The following is a 22,812-nucleotide window of genomic DNA, read 5'->3' on the forward strand; positions in this document are numbered from 1 at the left end:
CGACAATTCGGATGACGGAAGGCCGCAGGCGTTCACACTCTCTTCATGTGAGAGTGCAGGTGCGAAGGGACGGTTCCTGTGCAGATGTTGCGGGCAGCTGCCTCAACAAACTCCGCCGTCGTCCCGGACAAGCGAAGCGCAGATCCGGGATCCATAACCACAGGAAGTCGTTTGATGAAGACTCGGAGTTACCTGCTCGCGTGACGACTCCTGCCGGTGGTTATGGGTCCCGGGTTCGCGACTTCGTCGCGCCCCGGGACGACAGTGGGGCTCACACGATCCGTGACGTCTTGTTCCCCCAATAGCGGTCCCGCAGCAGCCGCTTGTACAGCTTGCCCGTCGGCAGCCGCGGCAGTTCCTTCTCGAAATCGACCGAGCGCGGCACCTTCTGCCGCGACAGCGATTGGCCGCAGAAGGCGATCAGTTCTTCGGCGAGCGCCTCGCCCGGCACGATGCCGGGCATCGGCTGCACCACCGCTTTCACCTCTTCGCCGAGATCGGGATTGGGCACGCCGAACACCGCGGCATCGGCGACCTTCGGATGGGTGATCAGCAGGTTCTCGCATTCCTGCGGATAGATGTTCACCCCGCCGGAGATGATCATGAAGGTCGCGCGGTCGGTCAAATAGAGGAAACGATCCTCGTCGACATAGCCGACGTCGCCGACCGTGCTCATGCTGCCGTCGGCCGAGCGCGCCTCCCTGGTCTTCTCGGGGTCGTTGAAATATTCGAACGACGATGCCGTCTTGAACCAGACCTGGCCCGGCGTGCCGGTCGGGCACGCCCTCATGTTCTCGTCGAGAATGTGGAGGTCGCCGAGCAGCACCTTGCCGACGGTGCCGCGGTGGCTAAGCCATTCCTCGCTGTTGCAGGCGGTGAAGCCGAGGCCTTCGGTCGCGCCGTAATATTCGTGGATGATCGGCCCCCACCATTTGATGATGTCGTCCTTGACCAGTGCCGGGCAGGGCGCTGCGGCGTGGATCGCGATCTCCAGCGACGACAGGTCGTAGCGGCCGCGCACCTCCTCCGGCAGCTTCAGCAAGCGCGAGAACATCGTCGGCACCAGCTGGGTGTGGGTGATACCCCATTGCTGGACGAGCTGGAGATAACGTTCGGGATCGAACGTCTCCTTGATGATCACGGTGCCGCCCATGCGGATCGTGAGGTTCACCGCGGCTTGCGGCGCGGAGTGATAGAGCGGGGCAGGCGAGAGATAGACCATGCCCTCGCGATAGCGCCAAAGCTTTGTCAGGAAATCGAACAGCGGCAGATTGTGCTTCGGCGGTTCCTCCGGCAGCGGGCGCAGGATGCCTTTCGGCCGTCCGGTCGTGCCGGATGAATAGAGCATGGCGGTGCCGAGCCATTCATCGGCGATCGGAGCCTCGGGCAGGTCGGCGGTCACCTCGGCGAGGCCGACGATACGGTCGCTCTCGCCGGGGCCGTCGGCGACGATGCAGAGCTTGATGTCCGGACAGGCCTTGATCGCCTCGCGGGCGATGTCGAGTTTCGCAACGGACGTGATCAGGATTTTCGACTGGCTGTTGACGAGGAGATAGGCGAGCTCGCCCGGCGTCAGGAACGAGTTGATGCAGGTGTAGTACAGCCCGGAGCGCTCGCCCGCGCCGCAGGCTTCGAGATAGCGCGAATTGTTCTCCATGAAGATCGAATAATGGTCGAGCCGCTTCAAGCCGTGCTCGCGGAACAGATGCGCCAGGCGGTTGCTGCGCGCATCGAGCTCGCGATAGGTGACGGCCTCGCCGGTTGCAGCCATGATGAAGGCGGGTTGGAGCGGGCGTAGACGAGCATGCTGACCTGGATACATCAGTCCTCCGGCTTGAAATTATGCGGCGAGAAGCAGGATTTCGCGAATGTCGGCGGGGCCGTCGATCTTGCGCGGGTTGCGCGGGATCCAGTTCGTGCGCATCGCCTGTTCGGCGATGGCGTCGAAATGCTCCGGCGAGACGCGGACGTCGGCGAGGCTGCGCGGCATGCCGAGCGAGCGGATGAAGGCATCGAGCACGTCGCCGGCGTTGTGGCCGGGAAAACCCATCGCGGCGGCGACGATCATCTGGCGCTCGGAATTGTCGCGCGCATTCCAGCGCATCACCGCCGGCAACATGATGCAGGAGGTGTAGCCGTGCGGCACGTCGAAGGCCGCACCCAGGACATAGCCGATGCCGTGGCTCGCACCCATCGGCACGCCGGCGGCGAGCGCGCCCATCGACAGCCAGGTGCCGATCTGCGCATCCATGCGGGCGTCGAGGTCGGCAGGGTCGGCCTTCACCCGCGGCAGCGCGTCGGCGAGCATGGCCAGCCCCTTCACCGACTGCGCGTCGGCATAGGGGTGCGTCTCGCGCGAGCAGATCGCCTCGACGCAATGGTCGACGGCGCGGATGCCGGTGGAGAGAAACAGCCATTCCGGCGTGTGCACGGTGATGGCGGGATCGAGGATGGTCGCACGCGGCACCGTGAGCGGATGCCGCAGCATCTGCTTCACATGCGTGCCACGGTCGGTGACGCCGGCGATCGCGCTGAACTCGCCGCCGGCGATCGTGGTCGGCACGCTGATCTGCCGCACGTCAGGGGCGGTCATCTCGGGCGCGACGCCCTTGTGGACGCGGATGCGCTCGATGCCGTCGACATCGTCGATGCCGTTGGCAAGGCAGAGCTGCACCGCCTTGGCGCCGTCGGTGATCGAGCCGCCGCCCACGGTGACGATCAGGTCGGCGTTCACTTCGCGTGCGGCATTGGTCGCCGCGATCACTGCCTCGCGCGGTGTGTGCGCCGGCATGGCGTCGAACAGGCCGGCGCAGCGCGCGCCGAGCGCGTCCTTGATCTTCGCGATTTCGTCGGTCTGACGGTTCAGCGTGCCCGAGACCATCAGGAAGGCGCGGCGCGTCCCCAGCCGGTCCATCTGCGCAACGACGGCCTCGGCCGCGGGATGGCCGAACACGACCTCCTCGATCGCGCCGTAAACGACACGTCCCTGGTGCACGCCTGTCCTCCCAGGACAATTCGGCTTTGTTTTTCTGGGAGTAATCTAGCCGAGCGGACGGTGTCCGTCATGTGCGAAGACGCTGGCCACGCTCCCACCCTCCCCTTGAGGGGGAGGGTCGATCGCGCGCAGCGCGAGCGGGGTGGGGTGATCTCTCCACACGGATACTGTTCGACGCGGAGAGACCGTCACCCCACCCCGTCTCATGTCTCGCTTCGCTCAACATGAGCCGACCCACGGGCGAGCTACGCTCGTCCCGGACCCCTCCAGGGGAGGGTGGCGAGCGCCGCGTCTTGATTGCTGACCTTACGCCGACGCGCATCAGCTGCCGCTTGTCATCATCTCTCTCGCTGTCAACCCGTCATCCGGCTAGGGCATCCTCCCAAGCGTTGCGCGCGCTTTCGTCTTGAAGATTTCATCATTGAAACCCATCTTGTGTCGCCCGCGGGTAGGCGAGTACGCTGCTTTTGCTGCGGCAAATGTGCGAGGGACTTGGGATGAGCGGACCGGACCGAAACGAGCATTTTGTCAAAACGCACGATTTCGTCCTACCTCGACTTTGCGCAATTGCCGGGCTCCTCGCCGCGACGTTCGCTCTCACTGGTTGCGGACAACCGGCCTCGCAGGCCGCCGCCCCACCGCCGCCGCCGGTGACCGTCGCCCAGCCCGTCAAGCGCACCGTCACCGATTGGGACGAGTTCACCGGTCGCTTCGAGGCGGTCGAGGAGGTGCAGGTGCGCCCCCGTGTCGGCGGCTTCGTCAACTCCGTCGAGTTCCAGGACGGCGCGATCGTGCATCAGGGCGACCTGCTCTACGTCATCGACCCGCGCCCGTTCGAGGCGGTGGCCGAGCAGGCGGACGGCCAGTTGTCCGACGCGCGTGCCAAGGTGGAGCTCGCCAAGCGCGAGCTCGACCGTGGCCTGAACCTGGTCCAGACCAGCGCGGTCTCCGAGCAGGCCGTCGACCAGCGCCGCCAGGCCTTGCAGGCGGCGCATGCCGCGGAGACGCAGGCCGCAGGTGCGCTGAAGGCCGCCCGGCTCAACATCGAGTTCACCCATGTGACCGCGCCGCTCACCGGCCGCGTCAGTCGCCATCTCGTCAGCCCCGGCAATCTCGTGCAGGGCAGCGATACCGGCACCTCGACGCTGCTCACCTCGATCGTCGCGCTCGACCCGATCTACGTCTATTTCGACATGGATGAGGCGACCTTCATCAAATACAGCAAGCTGTGGTTCGAAGGCCGCCGCCCGAGCTCGCGCGACACCGCGAACCCGGTGCAGGTGACGCTCGCCGGCGAGACCAAGCCGTCGCATGAGGGCACCATCAACTTCCTCGACAACCGCCTCGATGTCTCCACCGGCACGCTGCGCAGCCGCGCCGTGATCAAGAACACCGATCTCTCGATCCTGCCGGGCCAGTTCGGCCGCGTCCGGCTGATCGGCAGCGCACCCTATGAGGCGCTGCTGATTCCCGACGTTGCCGTCGCAACCGACCAGTCCCGCAAGATCGTGTTCGTCGTGAAGCCGGACGACACCGTCGAGGCGCGCCCCGTGGTGCTCGGTCCGCTCGATGAGGGCCTGCGCGTGATCCGCGAGGGGCTGAAAGCGGAGGACCGCGTCATCGTCAACGGCATCCAGCGCGCCCGCGTCGGCGCCAAGGTCGCTCCGTCTCCCGCGCCAGCGCCGGCCAAGTCCGGTGACAAGTCATGAACCTTGGCCGTCTCTCCATCAACCAGCCCATCCTGGCGATGGTGCTGTCGATCGTGCTGCTGATCGTCGGCGCGCTCGCCTATACGACGCTGCCGGTCTCCGAATATCCGCAAGTGGTGCCGCCGACCGTCGTCGTCACCACGCAATATCCCGGCGCCTCGGCGCAGACCGTGTCCGACACGGTCGCAGCTCCGATCGAGCAGCAGATCAACGGCGTCGAGGACATGCTGTATCTCTACAGCCAGGCGACCTCGAACGGGCAATTGACGATCACCGTCACCTTCAAGCTCGGCACCGATCTCGACAAGGCGCAGGTGTTGGTCCAGAACCGCGTCGCGATCGCACAGCCGCAACTGCCGGACGAAGTGCAGCGCAACGGCGTCGTCACGCGCAAGAACTCGCCCGACATCCTGATGGTCGTGTTCATGCTGTCGCCGGACGATACGTTCGACCAGCTCTATATCTCCAATTACGCGCTGCTCCAGGTCCGTGACCAGTTGCTGCGGATCGACGGCGTCGGCGATATCCAGATCTTCGGCGCACGCGACTATTCGATGCGGCTCTGGCTCGACCCTGATCGTATCGCCAATCTCGGCCTGACCTCGACCGAGGTGCTGGCGGCGATCCGTGCCCAGAACGTCCAGATCGCGGGCGGCCAGATCGCCGAACCGCCGATCGCCGACCGGGCCTTCCAGCCAAACCTCGTTTTCACCGGGCGCCTGAAGGACCAGAAGCAGTTCGAGGACATCCTGATCAAGGCCGGCTCCGACGGCCGCACGGTGCGGCTGCGCGACGTCGCCCGCATCGAGCTCGGTGCTCTCGCGTACTCCACCAACAGCTTCCTGCTGCGCAAATCAGCGGTCGCCATGCTGGTGACGCAGCGGCCGGGATCGAACGCGCTCGCGACGGCGAAAAACATCTCCGACACGATGACGACGCTCAAGCAAAGCTTCCCGAAGGGCCTCGACTACAATATCGGCTACAACCCGACCGAGTTCATCGCGCAGTCTGTCCACGAGCTGATCAAGACCATCTACGAGGCCATGCTGCTCGTGGTCATCGTGGTGCTGGTGTTCCTGCAAGGATGGCGGCCCGCGATCATTCCGATCATCGCGATCCCGGTCTCGCTGGTCGGCACCTTCGCGGTGATGGCGGCGCTCGGCTTCTCCATCAACAACCTCACTTTGTTCGGCCTCGTGCTTGCGGTTGGCATCGTGGTCGACGACGCCATTGTGGTGGTGGAGAATGTGGAGCGCCATCTCGAGCACGGCCTAAGTCGGCGCGATGCGGCGCTGAAGACCATGGAGGAGGTCGGCGGCGCGCTGGTCTCGATCGCGCTGGTGCTCTGCGCCGTGTTCGTGCCGACCGCATTCATTGGCGGCATCTCCGGGCAGTTCTTCCAGCAATTCGCCGTCACCATTGCGGTGGCGACCGCGATCTCCTGCTTCTGCTCGCTGACGCTGTCGCCGGCGCTGGCTTCGATGATCCTCACGCCGCACGCAGAGAAGCGACCGCCTGCCGCCTGGAATCTCCTCGCGCGTGGCTGGAATGCGTTCACCGGCGTCTTCAACCGCGTGTTCGACCGGCTCTCGCATGGTTATGCCGGCCTCGCCAATTTCGTGATCCGCCATTCGGTGGTGATGATCCTGATCTATGTCGTGCTGATCGGCAGCGCCGGCTGGCTGATCGCGACCACGCCGCAGGGCTTCATTCCCGCGCAGGATCGCGGCTACGTCATCATCTCCGTGCAATTGCCGGGCGCGGCGTCGCTGGCGCGCACCACCGAAGTCGTGCGCGAGATCGAGCGGATCTCGCTGGACACGCCCGGCATCGTCCGCGTCGCCGCCTTCGCCGGCTTCTCGGGCGCCACCCGCACGCAGGCGGGCAATGCTGCGGCGCTGTTCCCGGTTTTCGACGAGCCCGAGGCGCGGATGAAGAAGGGATTGTCTGCGAACGCCATCACGGTCGAACTGCGCAAGCGCCTGGCCGCAATCCAGGGCGCCTTCATCATCGTGATTCCGCCGCCGGCCGTGCCCGGCATCGGCACCGGCGGCGGCTTCACCATCCGCGTCCAGGACCGCCAGGGCCGAGGACCTGAGCTGCTCGCCGCGGCCACCGACGAGCTTGTCGCCGCGGCGCGCAAATCGCCGTTGCTGCTCGGCCCCACGGTTTTCTCGCCGTTCTCGGCCAACACGCCGCAGCTCTTCGTCGACATCGACCGCACCAAGGCGCAGAAGCTCGGCGTGCCCATCGCCAGCATCAACGACACGATCCAGACCTACTTCGGATCGACCTACGTCAACGACTTCAACCTGTTCGGCCGCACCTATCACGTCACCGCGCAGGCTGACTTCCCGTTCCGAAAAGAACCCAGCGACCTCTCGCGGTTGCGCACGCGTAACGCCTCCGGCGACATGGTGATGCTGGGCAGCGTGGTCGAGTTCAAGGACGTCTCCGGCCCCGACCGCGTCGCGCGCTACAATCTCTATGCTGCGTCCGAGCTCCAAGGCGAGCCGGCGCCGGGCACCAGCTCGACCACCGCGCTCAACACCATCAAGAAGCTCGCGGACGACATCTTGCCGAGCGGCTTCACCTTCGAATGGACCGATCTCTCCTACCAGCAGGTCACCGGCGGCAATGCGGGCCTGCTCGTGTTCCCGATCTGCGTGCTGTTCGTCTATCTCGTGCTCGCCGCGCAATATGGCAGCTGGACGCTGCCGTTCGCGGTGATCCTGATCGTGCCGATGTGCCTGTTGGCCGCCACCATCGGCGTGCGCATCATGGGGCAGGACGTCAACATCCTCACCCAGATCGGATTCGTCGTTCTGGTGGGGCTAGCTGCAAAGAACGCGATCCTGATCGTCGAGTTCGCACGCGACATCGAGAAAGAAGGCAAGCCGCGGCTGGAGGCCGTGATCGATGCCTGCCGCCTGCGCCTGCGGCCGATCCTGATGACCTCCTTCGCCTTCATCCTCGGCGTGCTGCCGCTGGTGATATCGTCCGGCTCCGGCTCGGAGATGCGGCAGGCGGTCGGCGTTGCCGTGTTCTTCGGCATGATCGGCGTCACCCTGTTCGGCCTGCTGTTCACCCCGATCTTCTATGTGGTGGTGCGGAACCTGGCGGAAGGGCGGAACGAGGGGAAGAAGCCGGAGGTGGCTGCTTCTTAGTCGTTGCGGGTGGCCACTGGCGTATCCACACCCTCGCTGTCGTCCTCGCGTAAGCGGGGACCCATACCCCCAGGGGGAAGTTGCGGCGCGAGACAGGTAACTCCGAGCCTTCGCAATGCTTCTCCCTGTGGTTATGGGTCCCGGGCTCGCGCTACGCGCGCCCCGGGACGACAGCGGTGGTTGGCGCGCAGAATCCCATACTAACGGCCTACGCCGAAATGGATGGGCAGGCGCGGGGTTCTTCACTAGTATCCGCGCGATTTCAAAACAGAAAACTGCTGGGAGCCAACATATGAAATCAGCACTTTTGGCCGCTGTCGCAACGTCTGCTCTGTTGCTGGCTGCGCCGGCCTTTGCGCAAGGCGTCAAGATCGGCATTCTCAACGATCAGTCCGGCGTCTATGCCGACTACGGCGGCAAATACTCGGTCGAAGCCGCCAAGATGGCGATCGAGGATTTCGGCGGCGAAGTGCTTGGCCAGAAGATCGAGATGGTCACCGCCGATCACCAGAACAAGCCGGATCTCGCCACGTCGATCGCGCGGCGCTGGTACGACGTCGAGAACGTGGACATGATCACGGAGCTGACGACCTCCTCGGTCGCGCTCGCGATCCACGAGCTCTCCAAGGAAAAGAAGAAGATCGACATCGTCGTCGGCGCCGCGACCTCGCGCCTCACCGGCGATGCCTGCCAGCCCTACGGCTTCCACTGGGCCTATGACACCCGCGCGCTCGGCGTCGGCACCGGCGGCGCGCTGACCAAAGCGGGCGGCGACACCTGGTTCTTCCTCACGGCCGACTATGCCTTCGGCTATGCGCTGGAAAAGGACACCAGCGAGATCGTCACCGCCAATGGCGGCAAGGTGGCCGGCTCGGTCCGCGTGCCGCTCAACTCGTCGGACTTCTCCTCCTTCCTGCTCCAGGCGCAGAGCTCGAAGGCGAAGATCGTCGGCCTCGCGAATGCCGGCCTCGACACCACCAACTCGATCAAGCAGGCGGCCGAGTTCGGCATCGTCTCCGGCGGCCAGAAGCTTGCCGGCCTCCTGATGACGCTCGCCGAGGTGAATGGTCTCGGCCTGCAGGCCGCGCAAGGCCTGGTGCTGACCGAGGGCTATTACTGGGACCTCAACGACCGCACCCGCCATTTCGGCGAACGCTTCTTCAAGCGCACCAGCCGGATGCCGAACATGATCCAGGCCGGTACCTATTCGGCGACGCTGAGCTATCTCAAGGCGGTCAAGGCCGCCGGCACCAAGGACCCCGACGCGGTCGCCAAGAAGCTGAAGGAGCTACCGGTCGACGACGACTTTGCGCAGGGCGGCAAGGTGCTCGAGAATGGCCGCATGGTCCACGACATGTATCTGTTCGAGGTCAAGAAGCCGTCGGAATCGAAGAAGCCGTGGGACTATTACAAGCTGCTCGCAACCGTCCCCGGCGACAAGGCATTCTTCGCCGCCAAGGACAGCGGCTGCCCGCTGACGAAGTAAGGCTCTCGTGTCCCGGACGCGCTGCAGCGTGAAACGCTGCTGCGCAGAGCCGGGACCCACATTTCTCCATGGGGCGAGACCAGATTGGGTCCCGGTTCAGCCGCGCGGCGTTACACGCTGCACCGCGCCCTGGAGACGGGCGCGCGTGATGCCGCGCCTCACACCATCCGCAACACCACCGCCCCCAATGCCCCCGCCCACAGCGCAATCGCCGCAATGCCCTGGATCGCAAAGCCCGGGCCGCGCTTTGCCGCCGCCTGCGAATAGCCGATGAAGTAGACGATGCGGCCGATGATCCAGACCGCGCCGATGCCGGCTGCAATGGCGTCGCCGATATAGATCGCGAACAGCCAGAGCGCCGGCAGGAAGACCGGCATCCATTCCAGCGTGTTCGCCTGGATGCGGAAGGCGCGCTCGAAATCCGGGTGGCCCGACATTGCCGGCACCTTGACACCGGTCTTGGTGCGCGCGCGCGAGACGTTGATGCAGGTGAACATGTAGAATGCGATCGCCAGCAGCGTGACGAGGGCGGTGAGATGATACATCGCAGATCCTTTTGAGGAGGTCGCGCCTCAATAGCCGGTCAGCTCGAGATAGCCAACGCCGTCATGCGTGCCGGCAAAGCTGATCGGCCCTTCCCAATAGGAGAAGCCGGTCCCCATCCAGGCTTTTGGGTTAAGCGGCTTGCAGGCAATCGAGAGCGATCGTGAGGGGATCGCGATCTGCCATTCCACCGGCAACTTGCGCCCCGCGATCTCGGCGGTCGCTTTCGGACTCATCTGGATATCGTCACCCGCGATCATCTGCGTGTCACCCGCGGCGCTGATCCAGTTGCCGAACGGGTAGTCCTTGCCGTCCTTCTGCCGCAGCCGGTACAGCATCAGCTTGTCGCCGGATGCGAGATGTAGCGACAGCCAGTCCCAGCCGGTCTGGTCGGCATCGAGCGGCTGGCTGCTCCACTCGCGGTCCATCCAGGCCTGGCCCGAGACATCGACGGATTTGTCGTCGATCGTGAGGCTGCCGCGGGCGCGGTAGAACGGCTGGCTGTAATAGTAGGACGCCTGCCCGCGCTCGGACTTGCGGCTGTAGCCGTGATCGCCCTGCAACACCACCGGGCGGTCTGCGTCAAACGTCAGCGCATAGCTGAAATCGGTGCCCGACGCCTTCAGCGTCAGCGGCGCCAACGTGCGATCGTCGGTGCGCTCGGACCCTTTCATCTCCCAATCATCGATCCACGCCGCAAATGGCTTTGCGGTGACGCCGGCCTGTCCAATGCCGCCGCGCGAAAACACCTCGCTGAAGCGGTGGGTGTCGGCGCGAGTCACTGCCGCATGTGCCATCCAGATCTGCTGATTGGCCCAGCCCTCGCCTTGCGGGCCTGGCTGCGCGGCCTGGCGGAACAGCGTCCATTGCAGGCCGCAAGCCGCGCCGCTGCCATCGACGAGGTTCGCGGTGAGATACCACCATTCGATGCGAAACTCCGGATGCGGGCCGTGATCGGCCGGGAAGCTGAACGTCTTTCCCGGTGTCACCTTCGCAAAGCCGTCGGCGGTCTCGCCGAGCCCGGCATAACCTTGCGCGCCAGCGCGGCGGGCCGCCGCGAGTGCGGCGATGCCGCCGGCAAACGCGCGCCGCGTGATTTTATCAGCGCTCATTGGCAAACACCTTGACGAGGCTCGCCGGCTGCATCCGCGCCAGGCGTATCATCGGCAGCAGCGCGGCGAGCAGCGAAGCGATCAGCGCGACCGCGACCAGCTCCACCAGCTGCAGCGGAAACACGTGGAACGGCAGCCGCCAGCCGAACGCCTTCACATTGACGATCGCGATCAGGCACCACGCCACCAGCAATCCGAGCGGTACGGCCAGCAGCGCCGTGAACAGCGCAACCGACAACGTCTTGGTCAGTTCGATCGCGGCAAGGCGCGGCCGGGTGATGCCGATCGCCCACAACGGCGCAAGCTGCGGCAGGCGGGAATTCGCCAGCGTCAGCAGGCTGGTCAAGAGCGCAATGCCGGCAACGCCTAGCGTGAAGGCATTCAGCGCCGACGTTACCGCAAAGGTGCGGTTGAAGATCCGGATCGATTCCGCCTTCACTGTCGCCTGATCCGCGACGCTGCGGTCGTCGAGCGCGAATTGCTTCTGCAACGCCGCGATCAGGCCGGGGATATTTTCCTTCGCGACGATCAGGCCGATTCGCGTCTGCGGCGTCTGCGGAAAGTGCCGGATCAGCGCCGCGACGTTGACGGCGAGCTGCCCCTTGGGGTTGCCGTAGTCGGCATAGATGCCGGCGATGTCGAGCTCCCAGGTGCCGCCGGGCGCCGGCACCTCGATGACATCGCCGACGCGGACGTTGAGGCGGCGGCTCAGCTGCTCGCTGATGAAGGCGGCATTGCCGGGCACGAGCTGGGTCCAGGCGCGCGGCGCGGTCTCCAGCAGCGGCCAGCGTTCGCGATAGAGCGCGTGATCGGGCAGGCCGAGCAGCTCCACCGGCTGCCCCTGAACCTGCGTATCGGCGCGTCCGCCTGACAGGATCGCCTTCACGTCGCTGCGCTCCTTCAGCCAGCTCCGGATCGCGACGCCTTGCGCATTGTCGGAGGCGCTGATGTAGACGTCGGCGGCAAGCCGGCCGTTAAGCCAGCCGACGAATGTGCGGCTGAAGGTCTCCACCATGGTGGACACCCCGACATTGACGGCCAGCGCGAGCAGCAGCGCCATCAGGGCCAGCGACAAGCCGGAGAGCTGTTGCCGGCTGTCAGCCCAGAACCACAGCGCGAGCGGCCCCTTCGCCCAGCGCTGGCCCACGAGCAGGATGATTTCGAGGAATGCCGGCAGGATCAGCGCCGCACCGAACATCAATGCGGCCAGCACGCCGAATCCCGCAATCAGCGATTGTCCGTAGTGCAGGAGCAACAGCGCGACCGCGAACACGGCGCAGGCCGCAATGCTTTGCAGGACCAGCCAGCGGCGCTGCCGCTGCTGCCAGGCGTACGGCTGTGCGGTCGCCAGCACCGGCATCCTGATCGCCTTGATCAGGCTGGTCGCCGCGGCCACGAGTGCACCCGCAATGCTGATGCCGATACCGGCAAGCCACCATTCGGAGCGCAATGTGAGCTGTCCCGGGATCTGCGCGCCATACAGCCCGCGCAGCGACGCCGCGACGTCGGGCAACAGCGCAGCCGCGATGAAATAGCCGCAGACGAGCCCGATCAGTCCGGCGACCAGCGCCAGCGCCACCAGCTCGACCACCAGCACCGTGTTGACCAGCCGCGCCGAGGCACCGCAGGCCCGCAACGTGCGCAGCATCGGCAACCGCTGCTCGAAGGCGAGGCCGACGGCGGAGTTGACGATGAAGAGACCGACGAAGAACGACAGCAGGCCGAAGGCGGTCAGGTTGAGATGGAAGCTGTCGGTGAGGCGCTCCAGCTCCGTCTCCGCATTCGGCTCGACCAGCTGCAACTGCTCGCCAACGACGCTCGCCAGTGGCGCCGGCTTGCCCTTGGGCTTGCCGATCAAAAGCCGCGACACCTGGTCCGGCTTGTTCAGTAGCCGCTGCGCCACGCCGATGTCGACGACCAGCACGCCGGGCACGAGCTGCGGCAGCACGCGCAGCGGCGGCAGCTTTGCGCCGTTGCTGATCGGCGGTGCCGCGCCTTCCTGTTCCTGCAGATCGCTCAGCGTCTCCCGCGCCACCAATGTCTGGCCGGGCGGCGCAACAAAACTGCTCAAATCCGAGGCGCCGAGGCGCGGCGCGTTGCCGACGTCGGCCGGCATCGTGACCGGCTCGATGCCGAGCAGCCGCACCGAGCGCCCGTTGACCTGGACGCGGCCTTCCAGCACCGGCGAGACCGGCCAGCCCGCGCGGCGAAGCTTGACGAACAGCTCCTGCGAGAAGGTCGCGGCATCAGGCGCCACCAGCATCGCCGTGCGCACGCCGCCGAACGTCGCCGCCGCGCGGTCATAGGCATTGCGGGCCTGCTGGTTGATCGCCTGCACGCCGCTCCACAGTGCGGTCGCCGCGATCAGCCCGATCAGGAGCGTCGCGAACTGCATCTTGTGCCGCCGCCAATGGCTCAGGAGCACCGCGAGGACCCACAGCGCGCGCCTCATGCGATCCGCCCCGCATGCAAGGTGACGTGGCGGTCGAGCGTGCCGGCCAGATGCAGGCTGTGCGTCACCATCAGGAAGCCGCAGCCGGTGCGTGTGACGAGATCGCGCGTCAGCGCCAGCACGTCGTCGGCGGTATCTTCGTCGAGATTGCCGGTCGGCTCGTCCGCGAGCAGGAGCGACGGCTTTGTCGCCAGCGCCCGGCCGATCGCGACCCGCTGCTGCTGGCCGCCTGATAATTGCTCTGGATGACGCTTGAGCAGATTGCCGAGCCCGAGCCGCTCGACCAGCTCCTTTGACCATGCCGCATCGTGACGGCCGGCGATCCGCGCCTGGAAGACCAGATTGTCGGCGACCGACAGGCTCGGGATCAGATTGAACTGCTGAAAAACCAGGCCGATCCGGTCGCGCCGCAGCTCGGCCCGGCCCGCGTCCGAGAGCTTGGTGACCTCGGTGTCCTCCAGGCGAATTGTGCCGCTGTCGGCCGCATCCAGACCCGCGATCAGGTGCAACAGCGTGCTCTTGCCGCTGCCGGACTCGCCGGTCAGCGCGACGCGCTCGCCGGCCTTGAGGTCGAGGTCGACACCACGCAGCACGTGGACCGGCTCGCCGGCCGAGGAGAAGGTCTTTGAGAGGTTTCGGATGCTCAGCAAGGTCAATGCGCCGGACGGAATTAACTCAATGCTGCGTAGCACACTTGCCGTGGAAATGCCGGGGTTGCGTTGGCCTTGAAGCCGTTGTTAGCTCCCAAAACGGCCAAATCAAAAACGTGCCGACAAAAAGACATACGGGGAGATTGATGAGCGCTCAGGGAACGCCCGACGTTGCGGGCAGGACGGCAGGGGAAACCAAGGCAACGCCGAAGGGCGCCTGGACCGTCACTTTTCTCCTCTTTCTCTTCATGGTGGTGAACTTCGCGGACAAGATCGTCGTCGGTCTCGCCGGCGTGCCGATCATGACCGACCTGAAGCTCGATGCCGAACAATTCGGCCTGCTCGGCTCCTCGTTCTTCTTCCTGTTCTCGATCTCGGCCATCGTGGTCGGCTTCATCGTCAACAAGGTGCCGACGCGCTGGGTGCTGCTGACGCTGGCGGTGATCTGGGCGTTGGCGCAGTTTCCGATGGTCGGCACCGTCTCGTTCACCACGCTCCTGATCTGCCGCATCGTGCTGGGCGCGGGCGAGGGACCTGCCTTCTCGGTCGCAGCCCACGCCATCTACAAATGGTTTCCCGACGAGAAGCGCACGCTGCCGACCGCGATCCTGTCGCAAGGCTCGGCCTTCGGCGTCATCCTGGCCGTGCCGGCCTTGAACTGGGTCATCGTCAATCACTCCTGGCACTACGCCTTCGGCGCGCTTGGCGTCGTCGGCCTGCTCTGGGTCTGCGCCTGGCTGACGTTCGGCAAGGAAGGCCCGCTCGAGGACACGCAGGTTCTCGCCGTCACCGAGCCGAAAATCCCCTATGTGCAGCTTCTGACCTCGCGCACCTTCCTCGGCTGCGTGATCGCGACCTTCGGGGCCTATTGGGCGCTGTCGCTCGGCCTCACCTGGTTCACGCCGTTCATCGTCAAGGGCCTGGGCTTCTCGCAGAGCCAGGCCGGCTACGTCTCGATCCTGCCCTGGGTGTTCGGCGCGACCGTCGTCATCCTCACGGGGTGGGTCTCGCAGGTGATGATGGCGCGCGGCTACACGACGCGCATCTCGCGCGGCGTGCTCGGCTCGGTGCCGCTGATCATCGGCGGCCTGATCCTGGCGATGATGGCGCATGTGCAGGGTGCTGGCCTGCAGATCGCGCTGCTCGTCGTCGGCTCCGGCCTGTGCGGGGCGATCTACGTCGTCTGCCCGCCGATGCTCGGCGAGTTCACCCCGGCGTCGCAGCGCGGCGCGGTCATCGCGATCTACGGCGCGCTGTACACGCTGTCGGGCATCATCGCGCCGAACGTGATGGGCGCCGTGATCCAGCGCTCCGGCAACATGGTCGACGGCTACCTGACCGGCTTCACCATCAACGCGGTGGTCATGGTCGGCTCCGGTGTCATTGGTCTGCTGCTGCTCTGGCCGAACACGGAAAAGGCCAGGCTGACCCGCGGTGCGGCCCCGCAGGCCGCGGCGCTGAAGGGCGCGGTGTCGCCGACGTAAGGGGCGCGATTGCTCCAGGCACACTGTCGTCCCGGGGCGCGCGAAGCGCGAGCCCGGGACCCATAACCACAGGGAGTGGTTTGGGGTGAGTAGGTAACTCCGAGCCTTCGCAAAACGATTGCTGCGGCGTATGGGTCCCCGCCTTCGCGGGGACGACAGCGAGAGTGAGGCGCGGCCTTCGCGCTTCACTGCATCTCACAGCGCTAGCTCGCCATCCCCTGCGCACCCCGGATCAACTTCCCCGGTCGCCTTCCCGTGGCCTCACCCTGCCGCCGCGTCACCACGCCCGACACGATCGTCGCGTCATACCCATCGACATCCTGCAACAGCCGCCGCCCGCCGACCGGCAGATCGTAATGCACCTTCGGCGGATGCAGATGCAGCCGGTCGTAGTCGATCACATTGACATCGGCTTTGTAGCCGGGGGCAACGAGCCCGCGATCGGTGAGGCCGACCGAGAGCGCGGTCTTGCGCGACTGCGCGGCGACCACGAAGGGAATCGTGAGCTTCTCGCCGCGCGTGCGGTCGCGGGTCCAGTGCGTCAGCAGATAGGTCGGGAAGCTCGCGTCGCAGATGATGCCGCAATGCGCGCCGCCGTCGGAGAGGCCCGGCACCGATTGCGGATCGATCAGCATCTCGCGCGTCGCATCGAGATTGCCGTCGGCATAGTTGAGGAAGGGCACGTAGAGCATGCCGCGGCCCTCATCCGACAGCATCGCATCGTAAGCGAGCTCTTCCGGCTGGCGGCCTTGCTTGCGCGCCTGCGGCCCCAGCGCGTTCTCCGGCGGCTGCTCGTAATCGGGGGGATCGCCGAGCAGGAACATCTTGTCGTAGTTGGGCCGGAAGAACAGCGGATCGTCGGTCGCGGTCGCCGTCTCGCTCAGGATCGCCTTGCGTACCTCCGGCTGATGCAGCCGCGCCAGCCGCTCCTTCAGCGGCAGATGCGCAATCGCCTTGTAGCTCGGATGGGTCTGGAACGGATTGCGCGACAGCTCGAGGCCGAGCAGCAGGCCGACCGGGCGTGCCGCTATCTGCGCGGTGATGGAAAGGCCGCGCCTGGCGGCCGCATTGATCTCGTCCAGCGTCTGGCGCCAGCGGTTTGGCGCCTTGTCGTTCTGCGTGATCGAGAACGAGATCGGGCACTTTGTGGCATCCGCCACCCGCAGCATCATCGGCAGATCTTCGTGGAGGGTGGAGAGATCCAGCACGAATTGCAGCACGCTGCGGCCCTGGCTGTGCATCGCGCCGGCAATCGCGGTGAGTTCGTCCTCGCCCGCCTTCAGCGTCGGCGTGAAATCGCCCGTCGAAGTGCGGTGGTTGAGCGTGCGCGAGGTCGAGAAGCCCAGCGCGCCCGAGCGCACCGCCTCGCCCGCGAGCTTCGCCATTGCCGCGTTGTCCTCGGCGGTCGAGGGATCGCGGCGCGCGCCGCGTTCGCCCATGACATAGACGCGTAGCGCCGCATGCGGCAGCTGCGCGCCGACGTCGATGTCGAAATCGCGCTTCGACAGCCAGTTCATGTAATCCGGAAAGCTTTCCCACGCCCAGGGAATGCCGGCGCTCAGCACGGGCTCGGGAATGTCCTCGACGCCCTCCATGAGCTGGATCAGGCGGATGTGGTCGGCGGGCTTGCACGGCGCAAAGCCGACGCCGCAATTGCCCATGATCGCCGTGGTGACGCCGTTCTGCGACGACGGCGTGATGTCCTGGCTCCAGGTGACCTGGCCGTCATAATGGGTGTGCACGTCGACGAAGCCTGGCGTGACGAGCTTGCCGCGCGCGTCGATCTCTTCCTGTCCCTTCGCGGAGATCTTCCCGACCTCGGTGATCTTGCCGGCGGTGATGGCGACATCGGCCTCGAACAATTCGCCGCCGCTTCCATCCGCGACGGTGCCGCCGCGGATCACGAGATCAGGGGTGCTCATGGTGTTTCTTCCCAGTTTGTTGTTTTGCTTGAGCGCATTTTCGGGCGCGCAAGCGAAGTGTCAACCGCGGGGAAGTGCGCTCAGGGTTGCGTGGCAGCCTTGGCTTGCGGCTTCCGCTCCGTGAACGGCGACAGCACCACGGTTGCCACCATGAAGATCACGGACGCCCCGAACACCCAGTGCGGCGCGCTCTGGTCCATGATCCAGCCGAACAGCAGCGGGCTGACGATGCCGCCGAGATTGAAGCCGGTGGAGACGATGCCGAAGGCGCGGCCGGCCGCACCCGGAGGCGCCGCATTGCGCACCAGCATGTCCCGCGACGGCGCGATCACGCCGGAGAGGAAGCCCGCCATCATCATCGCGGCGGTCAGCATCCAGCCGGGCAGCGTGACCAGCGCGATCAGCAGCACGATCGCTGCGTTCGCGGCAAAGCAGGCGGCTGCGACATAGCCGTGGCGCGCGGTGCGGTCGGCGAGGAAGCCGCCGGCGAGCACGCCTGCGGCGCTGGCGGCGAGGAACGCGGTGAGCGCGACGTTGGCGGCGGAGTAGGACGCGCCGTAACCGCTCATCAGCGCCACCACGCCGAAATTGTTGATGCCGGCGACCGACAGGCTGAGCAGCATGAACAGCGCGGTGAGCGTGATCAGCGCCGGCGTGATCACGGCCTGCTTCGGCGCGTTTTCGTTGCCCGGCTTGGTCTTGTGCGCGCCGGCATCGGGAATGTTCATGACGACCAGCAGCAGGGCCACCAGCACGGCGATCGCGCCCGACGCGATCAGCGCACCCGTGCCGCCGGAGACGGTGACGAGCGCCGCGATGATCGCCGGCGCCACGGCGCCGCCGAGATAGCCGGCAAAGGTGTGGACCGAGAAGGCGCGGCCCATCCGCGCCTCGTCCATATGCTCGGCCAGGATGGCGTAGTCGGCGGGGTGGTAGACGCTGTTGGCGAGACCCAGCAGCACCGCGCAGGCAATCAGCGAGGCATAGCTGAGATGCAGGCCGAGCAGGATCAGCGCGAAGCCGCCGAGCGCGAGCCCGCCCAGCAGGATCTTGCGCGCGCCAAAATGGTCGACGAGATAGCCGGTCGGCGCCTGCGTCAGGCCGGATACGACCGCAGAGACGGTGAGCGCGAAGCCGAGCTCGATATAGCCGACGCCGAGCTGGCTCTTCAGGAACGGAAACAGCATCGGCAGGACCAGCAGATGGAAATGGCTGACCCAATGCGCGATCGAAATCCCGGTCAGCGTGCGCAGCGCGCTGTCCGCCTTGCCTTGTTGCGGTGCGGCGAGAACGTCGACCATTGCAGTTCCGTTTCACGTCCTAAAGGGGGACGCGCAAACTATCGGGCAGAGCCGTTATTTGTCCATGAACGCGGGCGCATGGCAGGTAGCGCGGGTGGGGCGCCGCGATCTGGGGGAGGGAACGCACCGTTCGTGGGGCAGGCTTCAACTCACAACGGCTCGTCATCCGAACCGTAGCGGTCGCGTTTCGGCGTCGCGATGTCGCCGTCGTCGCAATCGTCGTCGTCGAGCGGAGGCGGGGGCTTCTTCGCCTTGTCGTCCGCTTGCTTGTCATCAGCGACTTTGGGCGGCTTGCGCGGCTTGGCGGTCTTGGCCATGGGTGATCCCGGATGGTGATGCGTCATCCGCTTCTACCCCGAAAATATGTGCGGTTCCTGACTTACCGCAAGAAGGGGGCGTCAGTGCACCACAGGCCCGCCGGCCTTCTTCCAGGCATCGATGCCGCCGGCGATGTGGGCAGTGTTGCTGAGGCCGGCTTCCTTGGCGGCGGCGACAGCCATCGCCGAGCGTTCGCCGAAGGCGCAGAAGAACACGACGCGGCGGCCGGTGGCGGCCGCGACCTCGCGCAGCATGCCGCCGGGCTTCAGACTGTCTTCAACGGACGGATAGGGCGTATGCAGCGCGCCTTCGAGCATGCCGTGCTTCATCCGCTCATTGGTCTCGCGCAGATCGACCAGCAGGATATCGGGACGGCCGAGGATGCGGATCGCCTCGACGGCGCTGACCGCGCGGCCCTCTTTCTCCAGCTCCTCCTGATGCAGGCCGACATGCATGTTGGCGGGCACCGCGACGTCCATCATCTTCGGATTGGGCAGCTTCAGGTTCGCCATCAGCTCGATATATTCGTCGACCGAACGCACCTGGAGCCGCGGATTGTAGCGCTTCTCCTCGCCGATGGTGGAGACCGTGTCGCCCTTGTAGTCATGCGCCGGGAACACCATCGTCTCGTCCGGCAGCTTGAGCAGACGGTTGAAGATCGACTCGTACTGCGCGCGCGACGAGCCGTTCTGGAAATCGGTGCGGCCGGTGCCGCGGATCAGAAGCGTGTCGCCGGTGAAGACGCGGTCGCCCATCAGATAGGAGTAGGAATCGTCGGTGTGGCCGGGCGTGTACATCACGTCGAGCGACAGGCCCTCGATCGTCACCTTGTCGCCGTCGGCGACCCGCATCGCCACCACGTCGGCCTTGGTCTGGTCGCCCATCACGGTCATGCAATGGGTGCGGTCGCGGAGCTCACCGAGGCCGGTGACATGGTCGGCATGCAGATGGGTGTCGACGGCTTTCACCAGCTTGAGGTCGAGCTCGCGCAGCAGCTGGCAATAGCGGTCGACCTTCTCCAGCACGGGATCGAGGATCAGCGCCTCGCCGCCGGGGCGGCTGGCGAGGACATAGCTGTAGGTGCCCGAAACGCTGTCGAAGAGCTGGCGAAAGATCATGGCAAGACCCGGCGTGGAACTGGTTTCGAGGATTCTACTACGCCAGAGGCTGGAAAGAGAAGCAATTCACTGTGTAGACAAGAAAACTTAGAAGATTTTTGTTCTGCGTGATGGGGCCGCGGCCGGATCGGCAGAGCCGGATTGCGCGCCCGAGAGCCGTCAGGGACGCCATGGTGTCGCCCCACCCACCGCTGTCATTCCCCGCGAAGGCGGGGAATCCAGTACGCCGCGGCTTCTCCGTACCCCTCGCTGTCTCTGGAATACTGGATCGCCCGCTTTCGCGGGCGATGACAGTGAGTGTGTTGCAGGGACGTGCCACAAACTCCGGGCACCCCTACGGCCGCACCACCGTGTACCCATTCTCCGCCAGGAACAGGATCTGCCCGACGCCCACCTGCACCGGCGTCGCAGTCGGAATGAACTCCGGCCGTCGTCCGGTCTCCCGCTCGATCGTGTCGACCGTGTTGAGGCAGATATCGAAGCGCACGCCCTGTACGATCAGGCTTTCGACCTGCTTGCGGCGCTCGTTGCCGGTGAACAGGAGATCAATGCCGGGACCGAAGGCCACCACCTCGATCGCGACCTTGTCGGGATCGTAGGCCTTCAGGAGATTGTTGGCGACGCTTAGCACCAGCGCGTGCTTCTTCGCATCGCTGTCGGAGAGCTGAAGCACGATCTTGTGCTCGGCGAACGGCTTGTCCTGGAGCGGCACCTGCTGTGCCGAGGCCCACGGCGTGGCGAAGGCGAACGTCGCCAGCAGCATCGCGCGACAGATTTGCCACCGCATCATCCCTGTCCTGCAATGCCTGGATTGCCCTCGACGCCCTTCAGCGTCACGCCGGAGCCGAGCCGCTCCTGAAACATCCGGCCCGAGCGCAGATATTTGGCGACGACATCCCACACCGGTGCGCCCTGCTGGCCGTTGACCGAGGCCCAGCCCGCGACCTTGTAGCGGTTGCTCGCGCTGAGCGCCTTGCCGCCATTGAGCTTCAGTTCGGAGATGCGGCTGCCGATCGCAGCCGTCGGCGTGCAGGTGTAGCTGAGCCCGCCGGCGCGCACCATGTCGCCGCCCTGCTGGTAATAGGGATCGGGGTTGAAGAGGTTGTCGCAGATGTCTTCCAGCACCTCCTTGATCTGGGCGCCGGTCATCTCCTGCACATAGGTCTCGGGATAGGTGATCGCGGTTTCCGCGAGCACGTCCTCCATGGTCAGCGGCTGGCCGGACAGTGCGGTGACGCCCCAGCGGAAGCCCGGCGACAGCGCGATCTCGGCATCGAGCTCGCTGCGCAGCGCGGTGCAGATCAGCTCGTCGACGGGGCCTGCGAAATTGTCGCGGCGATACAGCAGGCGGTCGGGCGTTGCGATCTTCTCCGACCAGTCGGTCACATGCGGCGCGCGCACCCGGCCGATCAGCTCGGCCATGCCGGGGTCGGGCTTCAGCAGCTCGGAATAGACCGGCAGCAGATGGTACCTGACATCGCCGACCTTGCCCTTGTCGAGCGCGAGATCGAGGACGCCCAGAAATTTTCCGTTGGAGCCGGCATTGGTGACGAGCGTCGTGCCACTCGCGTTCTTCACCGCGATGGGCTGCGGGATCGCATCATGGGTATGGCCGCCGAGGATGACATCGATGCCGGTGACGCGGCTCGCGAGCTTGAGATCGACGTCCATGCCGTTGTGCGACAGCAGGACGACCGCATCGACCTTCTCAGTGCCGCGCAAGGCATCGACATGCTTCTGCAACTCCTCCTCGCGGATGCCAAAAGTCCAGTCCGGCGTGAACCGCTTGGGATGCGCGATCGGCACATAGGGGAAGGCCTGGCCGATGATCGCAACGCGATGGCCGCCGAGCTCCTTGATCATCGAAGGCTTGAACACGCGCCCGCTCGCCTTGTCGAAGGCGGGGGCGTCGTTGAACGCGGCCTCCTCGGTCAGGAAGACGTTCTGCGCCAGAAATTCGCCCTTGAAGCGCTCGAGATTGTCGCGGAGCGCCTGCTCGCCATAGGTGAATTCCCAATGCCCGGTCATCGCCTCGATGCCGAGCAGATTGGCGACCTCGACCATGTCGCGGCCCTGCATGATGTTGGCAAGACCCGTTCCCTGCCAGAGGTCGCCGCCGTCGACGAGCACGGAGTGCTTTTCGCCGGCATCGCCGCGCAAGCGATCGATCAGTGTCTTCAGATGGGCGAAGCCGCCGAGCTTGCCGAAGCGGCCCGCGGACTTCTCGAACTCGAAGCAGCTGAAGGCATAGGCATCGGCGCTGTCGGAGCGGATCCCGAACCGTTCGAGGAAAGCGCGGCCAACCAGATGCGGCGGCCGTCCCGCCATCTCGCCGATGCCGATATTGACGCTGGGCTCGCGGACATAGACCGGGTTGAGCTGCGCATGCGTGTCGGTGGTGTGCAGGATGCGCGCATTGCCGAACCGTTCGAGGTCGTAAATGCTCGCGGTCTCGGCGCCGCGCGCAAGCCGCGGCAGGCTGAGCGATGTGGCGACAGCAGCGGTGCTCTTCAGGAAATCGCGGCGGCGGATGGCCATCCAGAAATTCTCCGCGC

Annotated in this window: 16 protein-coding genes; 4 read left to right on the forward strand and 12 right to left on the reverse strand. The window is 65.6% G+C overall.

Translation table 11 applies throughout. From position 1 onward, the window contains the following. Window positions 1-271: 271 nt before the first annotated feature. Both ABIB95_RS13360 and ABIB95_RS13365 read right to left on the reverse strand, forming a co-directional pair. On the reverse strand, window positions 272-1,822 hold the full coding sequence (locus ABIB95_RS13360; RefSeq protein WP_354239906.1) for an AMP-binding protein: 1,551 nt from the start codon (window positions 1,820-1,822) through the stop codon (window positions 272-274). Window positions 1,823-1,840: 18 nt separating this feature from the next. Beyond that, the gene (locus tag ABIB95_RS13365) at window positions 1,841-2,995 is read right to left on the reverse strand and encodes an iron-containing alcohol dehydrogenase (protein WP_354239908.1); all 1,155 of its coding nucleotides are present in this window, start codon (window positions 2,993-2,995) and stop codon (window positions 1,841-1,843) included. Between the two features lie 497 nt (window positions 2,996-3,492). On the opposite strand from ABIB95_RS13365, the gene ABIB95_RS13370 reads away from it, so the two are divergent. The 3 genes from ABIB95_RS13370 to ABIB95_RS13380 all read left to right on the forward strand — a co-directional run bounded on the left by ABIB95_RS13370 (window position 3,493) and on the right by ABIB95_RS13380 (window position 9,357). Continuing rightward, entirely contained in the window at window positions 3,493-4,704 is a 1,212-nt protein-coding gene (locus ABIB95_RS13370; protein ID WP_063979975.1) for an efflux RND transporter periplasmic adaptor subunit, read from the forward strand. After that, entirely contained in the window at window positions 4,701-7,871 is a 3,171-nt protein-coding gene (locus ABIB95_RS13375; RefSeq protein WP_354239910.1) for an efflux RND transporter permease subunit, read from the forward strand. Before ABIB95_RS13370 ends, ABIB95_RS13375 begins: the two co-directional genes overlap by 4 nt. A 292-nt stretch (window positions 7,872-8,163) precedes the next feature. Next, a complete protein-coding gene (locus ABIB95_RS13380) occupies window positions 8,164-9,357 on the forward strand; it encodes an ABC transporter substrate-binding protein (protein ID WP_063979973.1) in 1,194 nt (397 codons plus the stop codon). Window positions 9,358-9,515: 158 nt separating this feature from the next. Here ABIB95_RS13380 and ABIB95_RS13385 read toward each other — a convergent pair whose 3' ends face one another. Genes ABIB95_RS13385 through ABIB95_RS13400 form a run of 4 tightly spaced genes read right to left on the reverse strand, consistent with a single transcriptional unit; the run spans window position 9,516 to window position 14,114 of the window. Beyond that, window positions 9,516-9,902 (reverse strand): MAPEG family protein, encoded by a 387-nt coding sequence (locus tag ABIB95_RS13385; RefSeq protein ID WP_063979972.1) that lies wholly within the window; start codon window positions 9,900-9,902, stop codon window positions 9,516-9,518. Between the two features lie 27 nt (window positions 9,903-9,929). Beyond that, window positions 9,930-11,012 carry a lipocalin-like domain-containing protein gene (locus ABIB95_RS13390; RefSeq protein ID WP_354239912.1) on the reverse strand — a complete coding sequence of 361 codons (1,083 nt, stop codon included), beginning with the start codon at window positions 11,010-11,012 and terminating at the stop codon, window positions 9,930-9,932. Then, window positions 11,002-13,464: an FtsX-like permease family protein gene (locus tag ABIB95_RS13395; RefSeq protein ID WP_354239914.1), complete on the reverse strand. Its 2,463-nt coding sequence runs from the start codon at window positions 13,462-13,464 to the stop codon at window positions 11,002-11,004. The genes ABIB95_RS13390 and ABIB95_RS13395 overlap by 11 nt, the downstream gene beginning before the upstream one ends. Beyond that, a complete protein-coding gene (locus tag ABIB95_RS13400) occupies window positions 13,461-14,114 on the reverse strand; it encodes an ABC transporter ATP-binding protein (protein ID WP_354239916.1) in 654 nt (217 codons plus the stop codon). The genes ABIB95_RS13395 and ABIB95_RS13400 overlap by 4 nt, the downstream gene beginning before the upstream one ends. A gap of 146 nt (window positions 14,115-14,260) precedes the next feature. Here ABIB95_RS13400 and ABIB95_RS13405 point away from each other — a divergent pair, with 146 nt between their 5' ends. Beyond that, a complete protein-coding gene (locus tag ABIB95_RS13405) occupies window positions 14,261-15,598 on the forward strand; it encodes an MFS transporter (RefSeq protein WP_354239918.1) in 1,338 nt (445 codons plus the stop codon). Between the two features lie 203 nt (window positions 15,599-15,801). Here ABIB95_RS13405 and ABIB95_RS13410 read toward each other — a convergent pair whose 3' ends face one another. The 6 genes from ABIB95_RS13410 to soxB all read right to left on the reverse strand — a co-directional run bounded on the left by ABIB95_RS13410 (window position 15,802) and on the right by soxB (window position 22,795). After that, window positions 15,802-17,520 carry an N-acyl-D-amino-acid deacylase family protein gene (locus ABIB95_RS13410; RefSeq protein ID WP_354239920.1) on the reverse strand — a complete coding sequence of 573 codons (1,719 nt, stop codon included), beginning with the start codon at window positions 17,518-17,520 and terminating at the stop codon, window positions 15,802-15,804. Window positions 17,521-17,600: 80 nt separating this feature from the next. After that, a complete protein-coding gene (locus ABIB95_RS13415; RefSeq protein ID WP_354239922.1) occupies window positions 17,601-18,821 on the reverse strand; it encodes an MFS transporter in 1,221 nt (406 codons plus the stop codon). A 149-nt stretch (window positions 18,822-18,970) separates the two neighbouring features. After that, window positions 18,971-19,138 (reverse strand): hypothetical protein, encoded by a 168-nt coding sequence (locus ABIB95_RS13420; protein WP_354239924.1) that lies wholly within the window; start codon window positions 19,136-19,138, stop codon window positions 18,971-18,973. A gap of 81 nt (window positions 19,139-19,219) precedes the next feature. Next, window positions 19,220-20,257, reverse strand: coding sequence for an MBL fold metallo-hydrolase (locus ABIB95_RS13425; RefSeq protein WP_166347966.1), 1,038 nt, complete (start codon window positions 20,255-20,257; stop codon window positions 19,220-19,222). Between the two features lie 334 nt (window positions 20,258-20,591). After that, the gene (locus ABIB95_RS13430; RefSeq protein ID WP_354239927.1) at window positions 20,592-21,047 is read right to left on the reverse strand and encodes a DsrE family protein; all 456 of its coding nucleotides are present in this window, start codon (window positions 21,045-21,047) and stop codon (window positions 20,592-20,594) included. Next, entirely contained in the window at window positions 21,044-22,795 is a 1,752-nt protein-coding gene (gene soxB, locus ABIB95_RS13435; protein ID WP_354239929.1) for a thiosulfohydrolase SoxB, read from the reverse strand. The genes ABIB95_RS13430 and soxB overlap by 4 nt, the downstream gene beginning before the upstream one ends. Window positions 22,796-22,812 lie beyond the last annotated feature (17 nt).

This window comes from Bradyrhizobium sp. LA2.1, from assembly GCF_040547725.1.
Taxonomy (GTDB): Bacteria; Pseudomonadota; Alphaproteobacteria; order Rhizobiales; family Xanthobacteraceae; genus Bradyrhizobium; species Bradyrhizobium barranii.

Excerpts from the sequence above, each read along its gene's own strand:
- ABIB95_RS13430 (WP_354239927.1), bottom strand. The coding sequence starts at position 21,047 with ATGATGCGGTGGCAAATCTGTCGCGCGATGCTGCTGGCGACGTTCGCC.
- ABIB95_RS13360 (WP_354239906.1), bottom strand. The coding sequence starts at position 1,822 with ATGTATCCAGGTCAGCATGCTCGTCTACGCCCGCTCCAACCCGCCTTC.
- ABIB95_RS13380 (WP_063979973.1), top strand. The coding sequence starts at position 8,164 with ATGAAATCAGCACTTTTGGCCGCTGTCGCAACGTCTGCTCTGTTGCTG.
- ABIB95_RS13410 (WP_354239920.1), bottom strand. The coding sequence starts at position 17,520 with ATGAGCACCCCTGATCTCGTGATCCGCGGCGGCACCGTCGCGGATGGA.
- ABIB95_RS13405 (WP_354239918.1), top strand. The coding sequence starts at position 14,261 with ATGAGCGCTCAGGGAACGCCCGACGTTGCGGGCAGGACGGCAGGGGAA.
- ABIB95_RS13385 (WP_063979972.1), bottom strand. The coding sequence starts at position 9,902 with ATGTATCATCTCACCGCCCTCGTCACGCTGCTGGCGATCGCATTCTAC.
- soxB (WP_354239929.1), bottom strand. The coding sequence starts at position 22,795 with ATGGCCATCCGCCGCCGCGATTTCCTGAAGAGCACCGCTGCTGTCGCC.
- ABIB95_RS13375 (WP_354239910.1), top strand. The coding sequence starts at position 4,701 with ATGAACCTTGGCCGTCTCTCCATCAACCAGCCCATCCTGGCGATGGTG.
- ABIB95_RS13390 (WP_354239912.1), bottom strand. The coding sequence starts at position 11,012 with ATGAGCGCTGATAAAATCACGCGGCGCGCGTTTGCCGGCGGCATCGCC.
- ABIB95_RS13425 (WP_166347966.1), bottom strand. The coding sequence starts at position 20,257 with ATGATCTTTCGCCAGCTCTTCGACAGCGTTTCGGGCACCTACAGCTAT.
- ABIB95_RS13415 (WP_354239922.1), bottom strand. The coding sequence starts at position 18,821 with ATGGTCGACGTTCTCGCCGCACCGCAACAAGGCAAGGCGGACAGCGCG.
- ABIB95_RS13420 (WP_354239924.1), bottom strand. The coding sequence starts at position 19,138 with ATGGCCAAGACCGCCAAGCCGCGCAAGCCGCCCAAAGTCGCTGATGAC.
- ABIB95_RS13370 (WP_063979975.1), top strand. The coding sequence starts at position 3,493 with ATGAGCGGACCGGACCGAAACGAGCATTTTGTCAAAACGCACGATTTC.
- ABIB95_RS13395 (WP_354239914.1), bottom strand. The coding sequence starts at position 13,464 with ATGAGGCGCGCGCTGTGGGTCCTCGCGGTGCTCCTGAGCCATTGGCGG.